15 protein-coding genes are annotated in these 15328 nt (G+C 71.1%); all 15 read left to right on the forward strand.

All coding sequences use genetic code 11. The annotated features are described in order from the left end of the window. Window positions 1–167 precede the first annotated feature (167 nt). Window positions 168–584, forward strand: coding sequence for an FdtA/QdtA family cupin domain-containing protein (locus tag CEK69_RS07335; RefSeq protein WP_150409103.1), 417 nt, complete (start codon window positions 168–170; stop codon window positions 582–584). A gap of 4 nt (window positions 585–588) precedes the next feature. Then, on the forward strand, window positions 589–1254 hold the full coding sequence (locus tag CEK69_RS07340; protein WP_152244749.1) for an acetyltransferase: 666 nt from the start codon (window positions 589–591) through the stop codon (window positions 1252–1254). A gap of 5 nt (window positions 1255–1259) precedes the next feature. Next, the gene (locus tag CEK69_RS07345) at window positions 1260–2219 is read left to right on the forward strand and encodes a hypothetical protein (RefSeq protein ID WP_152244751.1); all 960 of its coding nucleotides are present in this window, start codon (window positions 1260–1262) and stop codon (window positions 2217–2219) included. Continuing rightward, a complete protein-coding gene (locus CEK69_RS07350; protein ID WP_152244753.1) occupies window positions 2206–3141 on the forward strand; it encodes a GNAT family N-acetyltransferase in 936 nt (311 codons plus the stop codon). The genes CEK69_RS07345 and CEK69_RS07350 overlap by 14 nt, the downstream gene beginning before the upstream one ends. Then, entirely contained in the window at window positions 3138–4268 is a 1131-nt protein-coding gene (locus CEK69_RS07355) for a DegT/DnrJ/EryC1/StrS family aminotransferase (RefSeq protein ID WP_152244755.1), read from the forward strand. The genes CEK69_RS07350 and CEK69_RS07355 overlap by 4 nt, the downstream gene beginning before the upstream one ends. After that, on the forward strand, window positions 4265–5518 hold the full coding sequence (locus CEK69_RS07360; protein ID WP_152244757.1) for an O-antigen translocase: 1254 nt from the start codon (window positions 4265–4267) through the stop codon (window positions 5516–5518). The genes CEK69_RS07355 and CEK69_RS07360 overlap by 4 nt, the downstream gene beginning before the upstream one ends. Continuing rightward, a complete protein-coding gene (locus tag CEK69_RS07365; RefSeq protein ID WP_152244759.1) occupies window positions 5518–6459 on the forward strand; it encodes a glycosyltransferase in 942 nt (313 codons plus the stop codon). The genes CEK69_RS07360 and CEK69_RS07365 overlap by 1 nt, the downstream gene beginning before the upstream one ends. Continuing rightward, on the forward strand, window positions 6456–7622 hold the full coding sequence (locus CEK69_RS07370; RefSeq protein WP_152244761.1) for a hypothetical protein: 1167 nt from the start codon (window positions 6456–6458) through the stop codon (window positions 7620–7622). The genes CEK69_RS07365 and CEK69_RS07370 overlap by 4 nt, the downstream gene beginning before the upstream one ends. An 11-nt stretch (window positions 7623–7633) precedes the next feature. Further along, entirely contained in the window at window positions 7634–8482 is an 849-nt protein-coding gene (locus CEK69_RS07375; protein WP_152244763.1) for a Wzz/FepE/Etk N-terminal domain-containing protein, read from the forward strand. 108 nt (window positions 8483–8590) lie between these two features. Then, on the forward strand, window positions 8591–9439 hold the full coding sequence (locus tag CEK69_RS07380; RefSeq protein ID WP_152244765.1) for a class I SAM-dependent methyltransferase: 849 nt from the start codon (window positions 8591–8593) through the stop codon (window positions 9437–9439). 2 nt (window positions 9440–9441) lie between these two features. Continuing rightward, the gene (locus CEK69_RS07385; protein ID WP_152244767.1) at window positions 9442–10674 is read left to right on the forward strand and encodes an amidohydrolase family protein; all 1233 of its coding nucleotides are present in this window, start codon (window positions 9442–9444) and stop codon (window positions 10672–10674) included. After that, window positions 10671–11366: a methyltransferase domain-containing protein gene (locus CEK69_RS07390; protein WP_152244769.1), complete on the forward strand. Its 696-nt coding sequence runs from the start codon at window positions 10671–10673 to the stop codon at window positions 11364–11366. The genes CEK69_RS07385 and CEK69_RS07390 overlap by 4 nt, the downstream gene beginning before the upstream one ends. Before the next feature lie 23 nt (window positions 11367–11389). Continuing rightward, complete coding sequence (locus CEK69_RS07395; RefSeq protein WP_152244771.1) at window positions 11390–12901, forward strand: radical SAM protein; 1512 nt, start codon at window positions 11390–11392, stop codon at window positions 12899–12901. A 2-nt stretch (window positions 12902–12903) separates the two neighbouring features. After that, the gene (locus CEK69_RS07400) at window positions 12904–14052 is read left to right on the forward strand and encodes a glycosyltransferase family 4 protein (protein WP_193313924.1); all 1149 of its coding nucleotides are present in this window, start codon (window positions 12904–12906) and stop codon (window positions 14050–14052) included. After that, window positions 14049–15185, forward strand: coding sequence for a glycosyltransferase family 4 protein (locus CEK69_RS07405; RefSeq protein WP_150409116.1), 1137 nt, complete (start codon window positions 14049–14051; stop codon window positions 15183–15185). The genes CEK69_RS07400 and CEK69_RS07405 overlap by 4 nt, the downstream gene beginning before the upstream one ends. The last annotated feature ends 143 nt before the right edge of the window (window positions 15186–15328 follow it).

Consider the following 15328-nt stretch of genomic DNA (forward strand, 5'->3'; position numbering starts at 1 on the left):
GGCGCAGCCCGATGCCGGCGGGGCATCGCGGCAGCGGTGGTCGTCGATGGGTGCCGGCGCTGCGGCGAAAGGTTGCGTCGCGCGGCGCGTCGGCCTCGCGCAACCTTTCCGCAGACCCGCGGCACTCAGCCTGGACACTCCGATGTGGAGCCCGGTCGGGCACTCTGATGGCAATCGAACGAATCCAGTTGCGGACGCACGGCGATGCGCGCGGGCAGCTCGTGGCGTTGGAACAACAGCGCGACGTGCCTTTCGACATCCGCCGCGTGTACTACCTGTTCGCCACCCGCAACGGCGTGCACCGCGGCCAGCATGCGCACCGCCATCTCAACCAGTTGGCGGTGGCGCTGCACGGTTCGGTGTCGTTCCTGCTCGACGACGGCAATGGCCCGATGCAAGTGGTGCTGGACGATCCGCGGCAGGGCCTGCTGCTCGGCAGCATGGTCTGGCGCGATCTCTACGACTTCAGCGAGGACTGCGTGCTGATGGTGCTCGCCGACCAGGCCTACGATCCCACCGACTACATCTTCGACTACGACGAGTTCCTGCGCGAAGCCGCGGGCCTGCGCCGGCAGGAGGCCTGAAGCCATGGCACGTCCCCTGGTCATCGTCGGCGCCGGCGAACTGGCGCAGATCGCCTGCGAATACTTCACCCACGACAGCGACTACGCCGTACTGGCCTTCAGCGTGGAGCGCGACTACCTGTCCACGCCGACCCTGGCCGGCCTGCCGGTGGTGGCCTACGAGGAACTCGAGCAATGCTATCCGCCGTCGCAGGTGGAGGTGTTCGTGGCGATTCCCGCCAGCGGCCTCAACCGGTTGCGCACGCGCTTCTACCTGGACGCCAAGCGCCGCGGCTACCGCATGGCCAGCTACGTCAGTTCGCAGGCCTTCGTCTGGCGCAACGTGGAACTGGGCGAGCACTGCTTCGTGTTCGAACACAACGTGCTGCAGCCGTTCACTCGCATCGGCGCCAACTGCATCCTGTGGAGCGGCAACCACGTCGGCCACCGCACGGTGATCCATGACCACGTGTTCGTGGCCTCGCATGCGGTGATTTCCGGCTACTGCGAGATCGGCGCGAGCAGCTTCGTCGGGGTCAACGCCACGCTGAGCGACCGGGTCAAGGTGGCCGCCGACAACGTGATCGGCGCCGGCGCGCTGCTGACCCGCGACACCGAGCCGGGACGCGTCTACGTCGGTGCGCCGGCGCGGGCGGTGGCCGGCAAGTCCAGCTTCGACGTGGACCTGTGAGGCACATGTTCGCCTGGCACAAACGTGGTCTTGTCTTCGATACCGCACGCGATGGCGTCGGCGGCTGGATGCGGCATTCGGCGCTGACGCCCACGCCGCTGCGCCTGGATGCCGAGCGTCTGCGCATCTACGCCGGCTTTCGCGACGACGCCGGCGTCAGTCGCATCGGCTACGTCGACGTGCGCGCCGACGATCCGACCCGGGTGCTGGGCGTCAGCGCAGCCCCCGTACTGGACATCGGCCGCGACGGCTGTTTCGACGACAACGGCATGATCCTCGGCGACGTGGTGCACGGGCCGGACGGTCTCTACATGTTCTACGTCGGCTTCCAGCAGGTGGCGAAGGCCAAGTTCCTGGCCTTCACCGGCCTGGCGGTGTCCACCGACGGCGGCGACACGTTCCAGCGCCGCCAGGACACGCCGCTGCTGGACCGCGCGCCGGGCCGCAGCACCATCGCCGCGGTGCATTCGGCGCGCTATCGCGCTGGCCGCTGGCAGCTCTGGTACGCGGTGGGCGACGACTGGGAATGGCTCGGTGGCACGCCGTATCCGCGCTACCACATTCGCTGCGTGGAGACCGACGATCTGCAGGCGATCCCGCGGCAGGACACGGTGTGCCTGCAGTCGCAGGGCGACGAGTACCGCATCGGCCGCCCGCGAGTGTACCGATGCGATGGCCGCTACCTGATGCTGTTCACCCACGGCAGCCGCGGCGGCGCCTATCTGCCGGGCATGGCAATCAGCGACGACGGCCGCCACTGGCAGCGCTGCGACGCGGCGCTGGGCCTGCCGCTGTCGGCCGATGGCTGGGATGCGCGCACGCTGTGCTATCCGGCACTGATCCGCCATGATGAGCGGCTGTTGCTGTTTTACAACGGCAACGACATGGGCCGCGACGGCTTCGGCGTGGCCGAGGCGGTGCTGCCCGCTGGCACCGTCTGGGAGGATGACGATGCTGTCGGTTAGGGCCTACACCGCGGCCGACGCACCGCTGTGGGATGCCGTGGTGGAGGCCTCGCGCAACGGCAATCTGCTGCACCGGCGCGGCTACATGGACTATCACGCGGCGCGCTTCGTCGATGCCTCCTTGCTGGTCGAGGACGCTGGCACGCCGGTGGCGGTGTTCCCGGCCAACCGCGACGGCGACGTGGTGACCAGCCATGCCGGACTCAGCTATGCCGGTCTGGTATCGACCCACGCGCTGCGCGCGACGGCGACGCTGGAAGTGTTCGAGCGCATCGCGGCGCATTACCGCGACGCCGGCGTGCGCACCCTGCTGTACAAGGCGGTGCCGCATCTGTTCCACCGCAGTCCGGCAGAAGAGGACCTGTACGCGCTGCATCGGTTCGGTGCGCATCTTGACCGTCGCGACCTGTCCTCGGCGGTGCCGCTGCGCGTGCCGCCGCGCTTCGCTGCCGCACGCAAGCGCTCGGTGGCCAAGGCGCGCCGCGCCGGGCTGCACGTGCAGCGCGTGGACGACCCGGCGCCGCTGCATGCGCTGCTGGGCCAGGTCCTGCAACGCCACGACGCGCGTCCGACCCACAGCCTGGACGAACTGCGCCTGCTGCGCGCGCGCTTCCCGGCGCAGATCGTGCCGTATGAAGTCCGCGACGGCGGCGAGCTGCTGGCCGCCACGCTGGTGTACGACTTCGGCCACGTCGTCCACACCCAGTACCTGGCCTGCTCGGAGCAGGGCCGCCGCGCCGATGCGCTGAGCCTGCTGCTGGCCGAGTTGATCGAACAAGTCTACGCGCAGCGCGACTTCCTCAGCCTGGGCATTTCCACCGAGCAGCAGGGCCAGGTGCTCAATGCCGGCCTGGTCGAGCAGAAGGAGCGCTTCGGCGCGCGCGCGGTGGTTCACGATTTCTACCGTTGGGAGTTGCAATGAGCCTGCCGCCAGCCAGCGTGCCGTTCCTGGATCTGCGGGCAAGCAACGCGCGCTATGCCGACGAGCTCAAGGCCGCAGCGGCACGGGTGATCGATTCGGGCTGGTATGTGCTCGGCGAGGAGCTGGAGGCGTTCGAGCGCGAGTTCGCCGCGTACTGCGGCACGGCCCACGCCGTCGGCGTCGGCAACGGCATGGACGCGCTGACCCTGATCCTGCGCGGCTACCGTGCGCTGGGCCGGCTGCACGAAGGCGACGAGGTGCTGGTGCCGGGCAACACCTTCATCGCCAGCTTCCTGGCGATCAGCGAGAACCGGCTGCGGCCGGTACCGCTGGAGCCGGAGGCGGGCAGCTTCAATCTGGATCCGGCGCAGGTGGAGCGGGCGATCGGCCCGCGCACCAGGGCGATCCTGGCGGTCCACCTGTACGGACAGCTGGCCGACATGGCCGCACTGCGTGCCATCGCCGAACGCCATGGGGTGCTGCTGCTCGAGGACGCCGCGCAGGCGCATGGCGCGCGCCGCGACGGCCGCCATGCGGGCAGCTTCGGCGACGCCGCCGGCTTCAGCTTCTTCCCCGGCAAGAACCTGGGCGCGTTGGGCGACGGCGGCGCCGTGACCACCGACGACGACGAACTTGCGACGCAACTCCGCGTGCTGCGCAACTACGGCTCGGACATCAAGTACCGGCATCTCGTGCAGGGCGTGAACTCGCGCCTGGACGAGCTGCAGGCGGCGCTGTTGCGGGTCAAGCTGCGCCACCTAGACGCCGATATCGCCGCGCGCCGCGCGATCGCCCAGCGCTACCTCGACGGCATCGCGCATCCGCAGATCGCCGTGCCGCAGGTGGCCGACCCGGCGGCGCATGCCTGGCACCTGTTCGTGGTGCGCTGCGCGCAGCGCGACGCGCTGCAACGGCATCTACAGGCCCAGGGCGTGCACTGCCTGGTGCATTATCCGACGCCGCCGCATCGGCAGCCGGCCTATCCGGAACTGGCCACCCTGCAGTTGCCGCTGTGCGAGCGCTTGGGTGCGGAGGTGTTGAGCCTGCCGATCGGCCCGACGCTGGACGCTGCGGCAGTGGCGCAGGTGATCGATGCCTGCCAGCGTTTCGGGGGTGTGGCGGCATGAACGTGCTGCGCAGCGGCGTGTACAGCGGCGTGGCCACCGCGGCCAAGCTGCTGTCCGCGTTGCTGGTGCTGAAGCTGGTGGCGGTGTACGCCGGCCCGGCCGGGGTGGCCCGGCTCGGCCAGTTCACCAGCCTGATGTCGCTGCTGGCGGTGGTGGCAGGCGGCGGCATCGGCGCCGGCGTGGTCAAGTACGTGGCCGAGTACCGCGACGATGCACCGGCACTGACCCGGCTGCTCGGCAGCGCACTCGGCTACGCCTGCGTCGCTGCGGTCGCGATGGGCGTGGCCGCGCTGCTGTGCAGCCGCCTGATCGCCGAGCGCCTGCTCGGCGATGCGCAGTACCAGCCGCTGATCTGCGTGCTGGCGGTGGCGCAGCTCGGCATTGCGCTGGCCAACTACATCCTGGCGGTGGTCAACGGTTTCATGGACGTGCGTCGGCTGGCCTTCGTCCAGGTCAGCGGCGCGGTGCTGAGCGTGCTGCTGGTGGCCGCGCTGGCGCACGGCATGGGCCTGTCCGGGGCGCTGCTGGGCCTGGTGCTGGGGCAGGTGGCCTGGCTGTGCGCCGGCGTGCCGGCGCTGCGACGCAGCCCGTATTTCCGCCGCGAGATGCTGCGCATCCGTTTCGATCCGGCGATGGTGCGGCGACTGGCCGGCTTCTCGGTCATGACCCTGGCCTCCGCGCTGCTGCCGCTGCTGGTCAACATCGGCGTGCGCGATCATCTGGCCGGCCAGTTCGGCTGGCAGCAGGTCGGTTACTGGCAGGCGGTGAGCCGCGTCTCCGATGCCTATCTGCTGTTCTTCACCAACGCCATCAACGTCTACTACCTGCCCAAGTTGGCGGCGTTGCATACGCGGCAGGCGCTGTGGCAGGAACTGCGCGGTGCCTATCGCTACGTGCTGCCGGCGGTGCTCCTCGCCGCAGCGGCGGTGTACCTGTGCCGCGACTGGATCACCCGACTGCTGTTCTCGGCCGATTTCGCCGCTGCATTGTCGCTGTACGCGCCGCAACTGCTCGGCGACGTGCTCAAGATCGCCTCCTTCGTGCTGTCCTACCTGATGCTGGCCAAGGCGATGACGCGGCTGTTCGTGCTCTCCGAATGTCTGTTCGCCGCCAGCTACCTTGGCCTGGTGGTGCTGTTCACCGCGCGCATGGGCCTGATCGGCGCGGTCTACGCGTTCGCCTGCAACTACGCGCTGTACCTGGCGTTCAACATGCTGGTGGTGCGCCGCTACCTGCGAGGACTGGGCTGATGGACGCAACGTATACCCCGCCAACGCTGCCGCTGGTGTCGGTGCTGATTCCGGCCTACAACCACGCGCGCTTCGTGCAGCGCTGCCTGGACAGCGTGCTGGAAGACCCGTACCCGAACAAGGAGCTGGTGATCGTCGACGACGGCTCCAGCGACGGCACCGCCGAGCGCATCGCCGAGTGGATCGCGCAGCACGGCGACAGATTGCACGTGCGCTTCTGGCCGCGCGAGAACCTCGGCATCGCCGCCACGCTCAACCACCTGGTGGCGATGGCGCGCGGCGAGTTCCTGCGCCTGGGGGCCAGCGACGACTATCTGCTGCCCGGCGGGCTGGGCGTACAGGTGGCCTACCTGAGCGCGCATCCGCACAAGGCCGCGGTGATCGGCGACGCCATCGTGGTCGACACCCAGGGCCGCACCGTGCACCAGAGCAGCATGCGCGACCTGCACGGCGTGGACAAACGCCTGTACCTGAGCGAGGCCGGCATCCGCCGCGCGGTGATCCGGCACTGGGCGGTGAGCGGGGCGGTGGCGCTGGTCCGGCGCAGCGCGCTGCAGCCGGGCGCCGAATGGGACGAGGGCCTGCGCATCGAGGACTGGGACTTCTTCCTGCGCCTGGTCGCGCGCGACGCGCTGGGTTTCCTGGACGTGGCGGTCTGCGCCTACCGCGTGCACGACCACAACGCCAGCCGCACCCGGCACCTGCCCAGCCGCCTGGCCAACCTGGCCGAGTCGCGACAGGTGGCGCTGCGCCGCGCGCGCTTGTTCGATCCGGCCTGCCGCACCCTGCTGCACGCGCAGGCGCACTACATCGCCGCGAAGATCGCGTTCCTGCGGCGCAGCCCGCTGGCGCTGGGCGGACACCTGCTGGCGCATGCGTGGCTGTCGCTGTTGGCGCGGCTGCGCCAGGGCGGCCAGCCTGCGCTGGCCGAGCGCGCGTGAGCCGGCTGCTGCGCCTGCCGTCGGCGTATTTCGGCCTGCCGCTGCTGCTGAGCTGCGCGCTGACCTTGCTCACCTTCGACCTGCCGCCGGGCTATCTCGCCGGCATCGCACTGCTGGCCGCCGTGGCGCTGGCGACGCTGGGCCTGGATGCGCTGCTCGGCATCCGCCTGCCGCCGCTGGCGGCGTTCCGGTCGCGCGAGTACGCCGGCACGCGCGAGGCCTTCGTCGCGCTCGGCCTCGCCGCGGCGGTGGGGCTGTTCTGCCTGCTGGACCTGCTGCTGTTCCCGATCCCGTTGCTGCACAACCCCTCCGCCTACGCCGACCTGAGCCCGCTGCAAGCGCACGTGCGGCATGTGTCGAACATGTGCTGGATCCTGCCGCCGATCGGCCTGCTGTGCGTGCGCGAGCGCAGCGTGCGCAACGCGCTGCTGCTGGCTGGCTTCGCGTTCCCGGTGTTGGTGATCGACCGCAACCGCCTGTTCGCGGCAGTGTTCAGCGTCGGCCTGTTGCTGTTGCTGCGCCGCGACCCGGCGCGGCCGTTGCCGTGGAAACGGGTACTGGCGCTGCTGTGCGCCGGCGCCGCCGCGTTCTCGCTGTTGGGCACGCTGCGTTCCGGCTCGCTGGATTCGGTGGCGCTGCCGTTCGGCGCGCTGTACCGGGCCGCGCCGCAGGGCATCAAGTGGCTGCTGCTGTACATCGGCGCCGGCCCGTACAACTTCGGCGCGCTGCTCAGCAAGGGCTACGCCAACGCCAGTTTCCTGATCAACCAACTGGTGCCGCTCAGCGGTTCCATCGCCACCGCCGGGACCGGCATCCCGCTGGATGCGCCGAACATCAATGTCGGCACCGAGTTCCTGCCGTTCCTCCTGGCCGGCGGCCCCGGCATCGCGCTGGCGGCGATGCTGGCGCTGTACGCGTCGCTGCTGTGGAGCGTGCGCCTGCTCGGACGCGGCGTGGCGCTGTTCAACCTGCTGGTGTTCCTGCGCATTGCCTATGCCTGCGTGATGTCGCCGTTCGCGCCGCAGGCATTCACCTGGACCAATGCCGGCTTCGTCGCGCTGTGCCTGCTGTTGCACGCCTGCAGCGCCTTGCTGCCGAACCGCCGCGCGCCCGCCGCGGACGTGGCCCTGCCTTCCGTTTCCTCGAGATTCCCGCTGCCATGACCGACACCGCCATGCCCCAAGACGAAATCTACCTGCTCGACCTGTGGCGGATCCTGCGGCGCGAATGGCGCTGGTGCCTGCTGCCGCTGCTGCTGGCATTGGCGCTGGCGGCGTTGTTCCTGCACGGTGCAACCCGCCAGTGGCAAGCGACCGCCTGGGTACAGGTCGGCGAGTTCGGCCCGACCCCGGCCGGGCGCGACCCCAAGCTGGAGCCGTTCCAGCGGGTGATCGACCGGATCAAGACCCGGCAGTTCCAGGAACAGGTGCTGCACAGCGCCGGCGTGGCCCTGGACAGCCGCCAGGCCGCGCTGTACCGCGACAGCCTGAAGCTGGATCCCGACCCGTATGCCAACCTGATCCAGTTGACCCTGCGCGCGCAATCGCCGCAGCAGGCGCGACAACTGGCCACGGCCACCATCGCGCAGTTGCAGGCGCTGCACCGGCGCATCCAGGCCGGTCCGCTGCAGCAGGCCACGGCGCGGCTGCAGGAGCTGGCCGCGGACATCGCCGCCACCCAGGCTGAGCGCGACCGCCTGCTGCAGCAGCAACGCGAAGGCCGCGGCAGCGTCGAGCAGCAATTGCTCGGCAACATGCTGCTGTCGGAGAAGACCACCACGCTGCGCGGCCTCAAAGCCGAGCGCGAGGATCTGCTTGGCCGGCTCGGCACGCGCTACACCTACGACACCTCGGCGCCCTGGGAGACCTACGTGCCGCCGCGCGCGGCGTTTCCCAACCCGGTGCTGGTGCTGGCGGTGGCGCTGCTGGCAGGGCTCGGCGGCGGCGTACTGGCCGCGGTGGCGCGCAATGCGCTGCGCCGGCGGCAGGCGCGGCCGACAGGGGCGAGCGTCGCCGCCGCATAACAGCAGCTCGTCGATTCAACCAAACGGCGCTGCCGCCGCACCTACCTGCAGTACCGCGCGCTCGATGCGCGCGGATTCCGACAAGGGCAGGGCAGTGGAGAGGTGCAGGTGACAGCGAATGGCAAGGCGGGTGCAACGGCGCACACGACCACTCTGGACCCGGTGCGGTTGCTGGACACGCAGCGCGCCTTCGACAGCGTGGCCGCCGATTACGACGGCCCGCGCGGCAACAACGCGCTGATCCAGCGCATGCGCACCACCCTGTGGGACACGGTGGCGACGCAGTTGCCGGTCGGCTCGCGGCTGGTCGATCTGGGCTGCGGCACCGGCCTCGATGCGCACGCCTTCGCCCAGCGCGGCTACCGCGTGCTGGCCACCGACTGGTCGCCGCAGATGGTGGAGCGCACCCGCGCCCGCGCGCAGGATCCCAGTCTGCGCGGCCGGCTCAGCGTGGCCCATGTCGGCATCCAGCAACTGGATCTGCTCGACGGCGAGTTCGACGGCATGTACTCCAACTTCGGCCCGCTCAACTGCGCGCCGGACCTGCCCGACGTCGCGCGCCACTGCGCACGGCTGCTGCGCCGCGACGGCCGCCTGGTGTTCTCGGTGATCGGCCGCCTGTGCCCGTGGGAGCTGGGCCACTACCTGCTGCGCGGCCGCGTTCGCCGTGCCGCCGTCCGCGCCGCACGTGGCGCCACCGCCGTGGGCATGAACGGGCACACGATCTGGACCTGGTACTACTTCCCACGCGAGTTCTACCGCGCGTTCGCGCCGCATTTCGCGCTGGAGTCGTACCGCGCGCTCAGCCTGTGCCTGCCGCCGCCGTACCTGGTCGACCACTACCAGCGCCATCCGCGCCTGGGCGAGGCGCTCGGCCGCCTCGATGACCGCATCGGCGGCTGGCCGCTGCTGCGCGACATGGGCGATCACTTCCTGATCGTGCTGCGCAAGCGCTGAGCATGACCGCGTCTGCCGCCCCCATCGACCTCTGCCTGGAGGGTGCGCGCGTCGCGCACGCCTGTGGGGCGGTGCACGCGCCGCTGGCGCTGCGCGCCGGCCGGATCGCCGCGGCGGCCACGCCGGCCGCGCTGCGCATCGATCTGCACGGGCAATTGGTGCTGCCCGGCTTGATCAACGCCCACGAGCATCTGCACGTCAATGCGGTGCCGCCGCTGCCGCAGGCTGCGCCGTTCGCCAACAGCTATGCCTGGATCGACGCCTTCGCCGCGCATTTCCGCACGCCGGCGGTGACCGCCGCGCTGGCCCTGCCCAAGTCGCTGCGGCTGCGCCATGGCGGGTTGAAGAACCTGCTGGCCGGGGTGACCTGCGTGGCCCACCACGACCCCTGGCATCCGGCGCTGGATGCGGCCGACTTCCCGGTGGCGCTGCTGCGCGAGTTCGGCTGGAGCTACACCTTGCACGGCCCCGACTACGGACCGCCGCTGGCACAGAGCTTCGCCGCGGCGTCCGCCGCCGGCTGGCCGTGGATGATCCACCTGGCCGAAGGTACCGACGCGGTGGCCGCCAGCGAACTCGCCGAGCTGGAGCGGCGTGGCTATCTGGCGGACAACACGGTGCTGATCCACGGCGTGGGCCTGGGCGCGGACGACGTCGCCCGCGTGCTCGCCTGCGGCGCGGCGGTGGTGTGGTGCCCGAGCAGCAACCTGACCCTGCTCGGACGCACCCTCGATCCGCAGCGCCTGAGCGCGGCCGGGCGCCTGGCGCTGGGCAGCGATGCGCGGGTCAGCGGCGGCCGCGACCTGCTCGAGGATCTGCGCCTGGCTGCCGCCCACGGCCTGGACCCGACCCAGGCACTGCGCCTGGCCACGACCGCCGCGGCCGACATCCTGCGCATGCCGGATCGCGGGCATCTGGCGACGGGCGCACACGCCGATCTGCTGATCGTCGCCGACCGTGGCGGGGCGCCTGCCAACAGCCTGGTCGGGCTGCCGCGCAGCGCATTGCGCGCGGTCGTGCGCGACGGGCGGCCGCGGATCGCCGATCCCGATTTCGCCGCGTGGTTCGCTGCCGCCCGCGTGGACACGGTACCGGTGACGCTGGACGGGACCCCCAAGCTGCTCGCAGCGGAGCTGGCAGACCCGACGCTGCTCGCGCTGGAGCCGGGCCTGGAACTTCACGTTGCGCCACCGCGTTCACACACGACACAACTGTCGCAGGAATGCACGGCATGAGCGGCGTCCCGACCCTCGATCCGCTGACCGCCTATGCGCTGTGGGCGGACAGCTACCCGGCGCAGGCGCACAACCCGGTGATGCAGGCCGAACAGCGCGCCATGCTGGCCTTGCTGCCGCCGTCGTTGCGCGGCCAGCACGTGCTCGATGCCGGCTGCGGTAGCGGCCGCTACCTGCTGCATGCGCTGCAGCGTGGCGCCGGCCACGTCACCGGCGTGGACCTGTCGCCGCAGATGCTGGCACGCGCCGCGCAGGAACTGAGCGACGTCTATACCGGCCGCTACGCGCTGCACGAAGGCCGCCTGGAGGCCTTGCCGCTGGCCGATGCCAGCACCGACCTCAGCATCTGCGCGCTGGCGCTGGGACATCTGCCGCAGTTGCCGCTGGCCCTGGCCGAGTTGCGCCGCGTCACCAGGCCCGGCGGTTGGGTGCTGTGCAGCGACGTGCATCCGATCGGCCCGGCGCTGGGCTGGCGCCGCGACTTCAAGGCCGGCGGCCAGCGCTACGCGGTGCGCCACACCCAGCACCTGTACAGCCACTGGCACGCCGCCTGCGCCGCGCTCGGGCTGGCCATCGACGCGGTCAGCGAACCGATGCTTGACCCGGCCGACATCCCCGCCGGTGCCCATTTCGATCCCGCTGCATTGCAGGTGCCGGTGGCCCTGGTGCTGCGCCTGCGGCGCCTGCCGTGACCCCCGTCCTGCGTCCGCACCGTATGTCCTCCACATCGAACACGCTGCTGGTCAATCCCACCATCACCAAGCCGTCCAGCGCCCGTTTTCCGCTGTCGCTGCTGAACCTGGCGGCGTCGCTGGATCGCACGGGCGACAGCCGCATCATCGACGGCAACGTCGACCGCGACTTCATCGACCGCAGCCTGCAGGCGCTGCAGGAGCAGCGCTTCGATGCGGTGGGCATCAGCGTGATGGGCGGGCCGCAACTGGCACCGTCGATCGCACTGTCGCAGGCCATCCGTGCGCGCTTCCCGGCGCTGCCGATCGTCTGGGGCGGCTATTTTCCCACGCTGTACCCGGACACCGCGCTGGCCGCGCCGTACGTGGACTACGCGATCCGCGCGCAGGGCGAGGACACCTTGCCGGAACTGCTGGCCGCCTTGCGCGGCGAGGGCCCGACGCTGGCGCAGGTCGACGGGCTGTCCTGGAAGCACGACGGCGCCGTGGTGCACAACCGCAACCGCGCGTTCCAGCGCGGCGACGCGTTGCCATCGCTGCCGTACGAGAAGCTCGGCGAACCGCGCCGCTATCTCGGCCGCACCTTCCTCGGCCGCCGCACCGCCTCCCACCAGGCCGCGCTGGGCTGCCGTTTCCGTTGCACCTTCTGCGGGGTGGCGGCGATGTTCGGCGGCGCCACCGCCTTGCCGACCGCGGCCCGCCTGGAGCGCGAGCTGGGCTATCTGAAATACGGCCTGGGCGCGGACTCGATCCAGTTCTTCGATCACAACTTCTTCGACCGCGAAGCCGACATGATCCCGCTGCTGGAGGTGATGGCGAAGCTGGAACTGCCGTGGTGGTGCTACGCCCGCGCCGACGCGCTGCTCAACCTGTCCGAAAGCACCTGGAAGCTGGTGCGCAAGAGCCGCCTGCGCATGGCCTACATCGGCGCCGAGTCGCCGAGCGGGGCGATGCTCAAGGAGATCCGCAAGGGCACGCGCCCGGACCAGACCCTGGAAGTGGCCGAACTGTGCCGGCGCAACGGGGTGATTCCGGAGCTGTCGTTCATGGTCGCGCCGCCGCAGGACAGCGAACGCGAGACCGAGCAGACCTTCGAGTTCATCCGCGAGCTGAAGCGGATCAACCCGCAGTCGGAAATCATCGTCTACGTGTACACGCCGCTGCCGGAGAGCAGCCGCCACGAGAGGGACCGCGGCCGCCGTGCCGGCACGCCCTTGCTCGACCGCGACGGGGTGCCGGTGCAGTTCCCGCGCACGCCGGAGGAGTGGGCCCAGCCGCAGTGGGTGGACTACGCCTGCCACGCCGATGCGCCCTGGCTCACCGATGCGCTGCGCCAGCGCATCCGCGATTTCGTCACCGTGCTCCGCTGCCGCTATCCCACCGCGCAGGACCAGCGCTCGCCGGGCTGGGCCAAGCGCGGCCTCAGCGCGCTGGCCGCGTGGCGCTACCGCTACCGGCGCTACGACCGGCCATGGGAACTGAACCTGGCCAACCGGCTGGTGCGCCTGCACCGGCCGCAGGTATCCGGGATCTGAGCATGGACGGCAACGTCGACCGCGCCGTGCATGCCGTGCAACTCAACTTCGTGCCGTTGCCGGACGGGGTGACGCCGGAGCAGGCGTTCGCGCTGTGGCCGTCGCTGGCCGACATCGCCGAGGCGGTGGCCAGCGCCGGCACCCGCGTTTCGGTGATCCAGGCCGCCGCGGTCGATGCGCAACTGCAGCGCAACGGCGTGAACTATCACTTCGTGCGCCGTGCCGAGACCGGACGCCGGCGCCATCTGCGCCGCCTCGCCACGCTGCTGGCCGAGCTGGAGGCCGACGTGGTGCACGTGCACGGCCTGCAGTTCGCGCGCGAGGCGGCGACGCTGGCGCGCTGGCGGCCATCGCGGCCGATCCTGCTGCAGGACCACGCCAACCGTCCGCCGCGCTGGTGGCGGCGGCCGCAGTGGCGGCGCTGGTACGCCGCCGCCGCCGGCATTGCCTTCACCTCGCTGGAGCTGGCGCGCGGTTTCGTCGGCGCCGGACTGTTCGCCGGATCCACGCGCCTGTTCGCCATTCCCGAATCCAGTTGCCGCTTCACTCCCGGCGAGCGCGATCAGGCGCGCCGCGACAGCGGGCTGCATGGCGCGCCCTGCGTGCTGTGGGTCGGCCATCTGAGCGAGGGCAAGGATCCGCTCACCGTGCTCGACGGCGTGGCCCGCGCCAGCGAGCAGCTGAGCGGGATGCAGCTGTTCTGCGCGTTCGGCGATGCGCCGCTGCTGCCGGTGGTGCAACAGCGCATCCAGGCCGATCCGCGGCTGGCCGGCCGCGTGCACCTGCTGGGCCGAATGGAGCACGCGCAGATCCAGACCCTGATGCGCGCGGCCGACCTGTTCGTGTCCGGCAGCCTGGGCGAGAGCTGCGGCTACGCGGCGCTGGAGGCCTATGCCTGCGGCACGGTGCCGGTGTTGACCGACATCCCGGCGTTCCGTGCGCTCAGCGACGGCGGCCGGGTCGGCGCGCTGTGGCCCTGCGGCGACGCCGAACGCCTGGCCGCCGCGCTGCTGCGGGCCTCGCGCGACGGGCCGTCGCGGGCGCTGGTGCGCGCGCATTTCGATGCGCAGCTATCGTTCGCGGCAGTCGGCCGGCGCTGGGCGCGCGCCTATGCGCAGTTGCTCGGTGCCACGTCGCGGAGCGCGGCATGAAGCTGGCGCTGGTGGTGCCGGGCGGCGTCGACCGCAGCGGCGAGTACCGGGTGATTCCGGCCTTCCTGAGCCTGATCGAACGCCTGGCGCGCGTGCATGAATTACACGTCTTCGTGCTGCACCAGGAACCGCTGCCGGCGCAATGGGACCTGCTCGGCGCGCGGATCCACAACATCGGTGCGGCGCGTACGCGCTGGCGGGCGATCGCTGCGATCCGCGCCGAGCACCGCCGCGCGCCGTTCGACGTGGTGCAGTCGCTGTTTTCCGGCCACTGCAGCCTGATCGCGGTGGCGGCAGCGCGCTGGCTGCGGCGGCCGAGCCTGGTGCACATCGCCGGCGGCGAACTGGTCGCACTGCATGCGATCGGCTACGGCGGCCGGCGCAAATGGCAGGGGCGGCTGCGCGAAGCGCTGGTGTTGCGCCTGGCGAGTGCGGTGACCGCCGCCAGCGCGCCCATCCTCGACAGCTTGCGGGCGTTGGGCATCGCCGCCGAACGCGTGCCGCTGGGCGTGGACCTGCGCGCCTGGCCACCGCGCCCGCCGCGCCCGCGCGGGGAGGGTCCGGCGCGGCTGTTGCACGTGGCCAGCCTCAATCCGGTGAAGGACCAGACGACCCTGTTGCGCGCACTCGCTGCGCTGGCCCGCGCCGGGGTCGACTTCCGCATCGACTTGGTCGGCGTGGACACCCTCGACGGCGCGATGCAGCGCCTGGTCGCCACGCTGGGCCTGAGCGCGCGCGTGCGCTTCCTCGGCTTCAAGACCCAGCGCGACCTGCGGCCGCTGGTGGAGGCGGCGGATCTGCTGGTGTTGTCGTCGCAGCACGAGGCCGGGCCGCTGGTGTTGCTGGAAGCGGCGGTGGCCGGCGTGCCGACCGTGGGCACCGCGGTCGGGCATCTGCAGGAGTGGGCGCCGTCGGCGGCGCTGGCGGTGCCCGTGGGCGACTGGGCCGGGCTGGCCGATGCGCTGCGCCAGGTACTCAGCGACGACGACCTGCGCCTGCGCCTGGCCTGGGCGGCGCAATGCCGGGCCTTGCGCGAGGACGCCGACTGCAGCGTGCGCGGCTTCACCGCGCTGTACCAGCGCCTGTGCGCACCGCGCCGCACCGATGAGCGGCGCGCGGCGCAGAACGGTTGACGCGCAGCGCGGCGTGCCGGCGCTTCGCCTTTAAGAGGGCATCGCGTTTTGTCGTAGGAGAGGCTTCAGCCGCGATGTGCGCCGCCCCAACGGCTGTCGCGGCTGAAGCCGCTCCTGCGACGGTCGTTTACTGCGCGCTCTAG

This window comes from Xanthomonas sp. LMG 12462 (assembly GCF_009192885.1).
Taxonomy (GTDB): Bacteria; Pseudomonadota; Gammaproteobacteria; order Xanthomonadales; family Xanthomonadaceae; genus Xanthomonas_A; species Xanthomonas_A sontii.

Bases quoted from the DNA above. Each gene is read 5' to 3' on its own strand.
- CEK69_RS07335 (WP_150409103.1), top strand. From the start codon at position 168: ATGGCAATCGAACGAATCCAGTTGCGGACGCACGGCGATGCGCGCGGG.
- CEK69_RS07340 (WP_152244749.1), top strand. From the start codon at position 589: ATGGCACGTCCCCTGGTCATCGTCGGCGCCGGCGAACTGGCGCAGATC.
- CEK69_RS07345 (WP_152244751.1), top strand. From the start codon at position 1,260: ATGTTCGCCTGGCACAAACGTGGTCTTGTCTTCGATACCGCACGCGAT.
- CEK69_RS07350 (WP_152244753.1), top strand. From the start codon at position 2,206: ATGCTGTCGGTTAGGGCCTACACCGCGGCCGACGCACCGCTGTGGGAT.
- CEK69_RS07355 (WP_152244755.1), top strand. From the start codon at position 3,138: ATGAGCCTGCCGCCAGCCAGCGTGCCGTTCCTGGATCTGCGGGCAAGC.
- CEK69_RS07360 (WP_152244757.1), top strand. From the start codon at position 4,265: ATGAACGTGCTGCGCAGCGGCGTGTACAGCGGCGTGGCCACCGCGGCC.
- CEK69_RS07365 (WP_152244759.1), top strand. From the start codon at position 5,518: ATGGACGCAACGTATACCCCGCCAACGCTGCCGCTGGTGTCGGTGCTG.
- CEK69_RS07375 (WP_152244763.1), top strand. From the start codon at position 7,634: ATGCCCCAAGACGAAATCTACCTGCTCGACCTGTGGCGGATCCTGCGG.
- CEK69_RS07385 (WP_152244767.1), top strand. From the start codon at position 9,442: ATGACCGCGTCTGCCGCCCCCATCGACCTCTGCCTGGAGGGTGCGCGC.
- CEK69_RS07390 (WP_152244769.1), top strand. From the start codon at position 10,671: ATGAGCGGCGTCCCGACCCTCGATCCGCTGACCGCCTATGCGCTGTGG.
- CEK69_RS07395 (WP_152244771.1), top strand. From the start codon at position 11,390: ATGTCCTCCACATCGAACACGCTGCTGGTCAATCCCACCATCACCAAG.
- CEK69_RS07400 (WP_193313924.1), top strand. From the start codon at position 12,904: ATGGACGGCAACGTCGACCGCGCCGTGCATGCCGTGCAACTCAACTTC.
- CEK69_RS07405 (WP_150409116.1), top strand. From the start codon at position 14,049: ATGAAGCTGGCGCTGGTGGTGCCGGGCGGCGTCGACCGCAGCGGCGAG.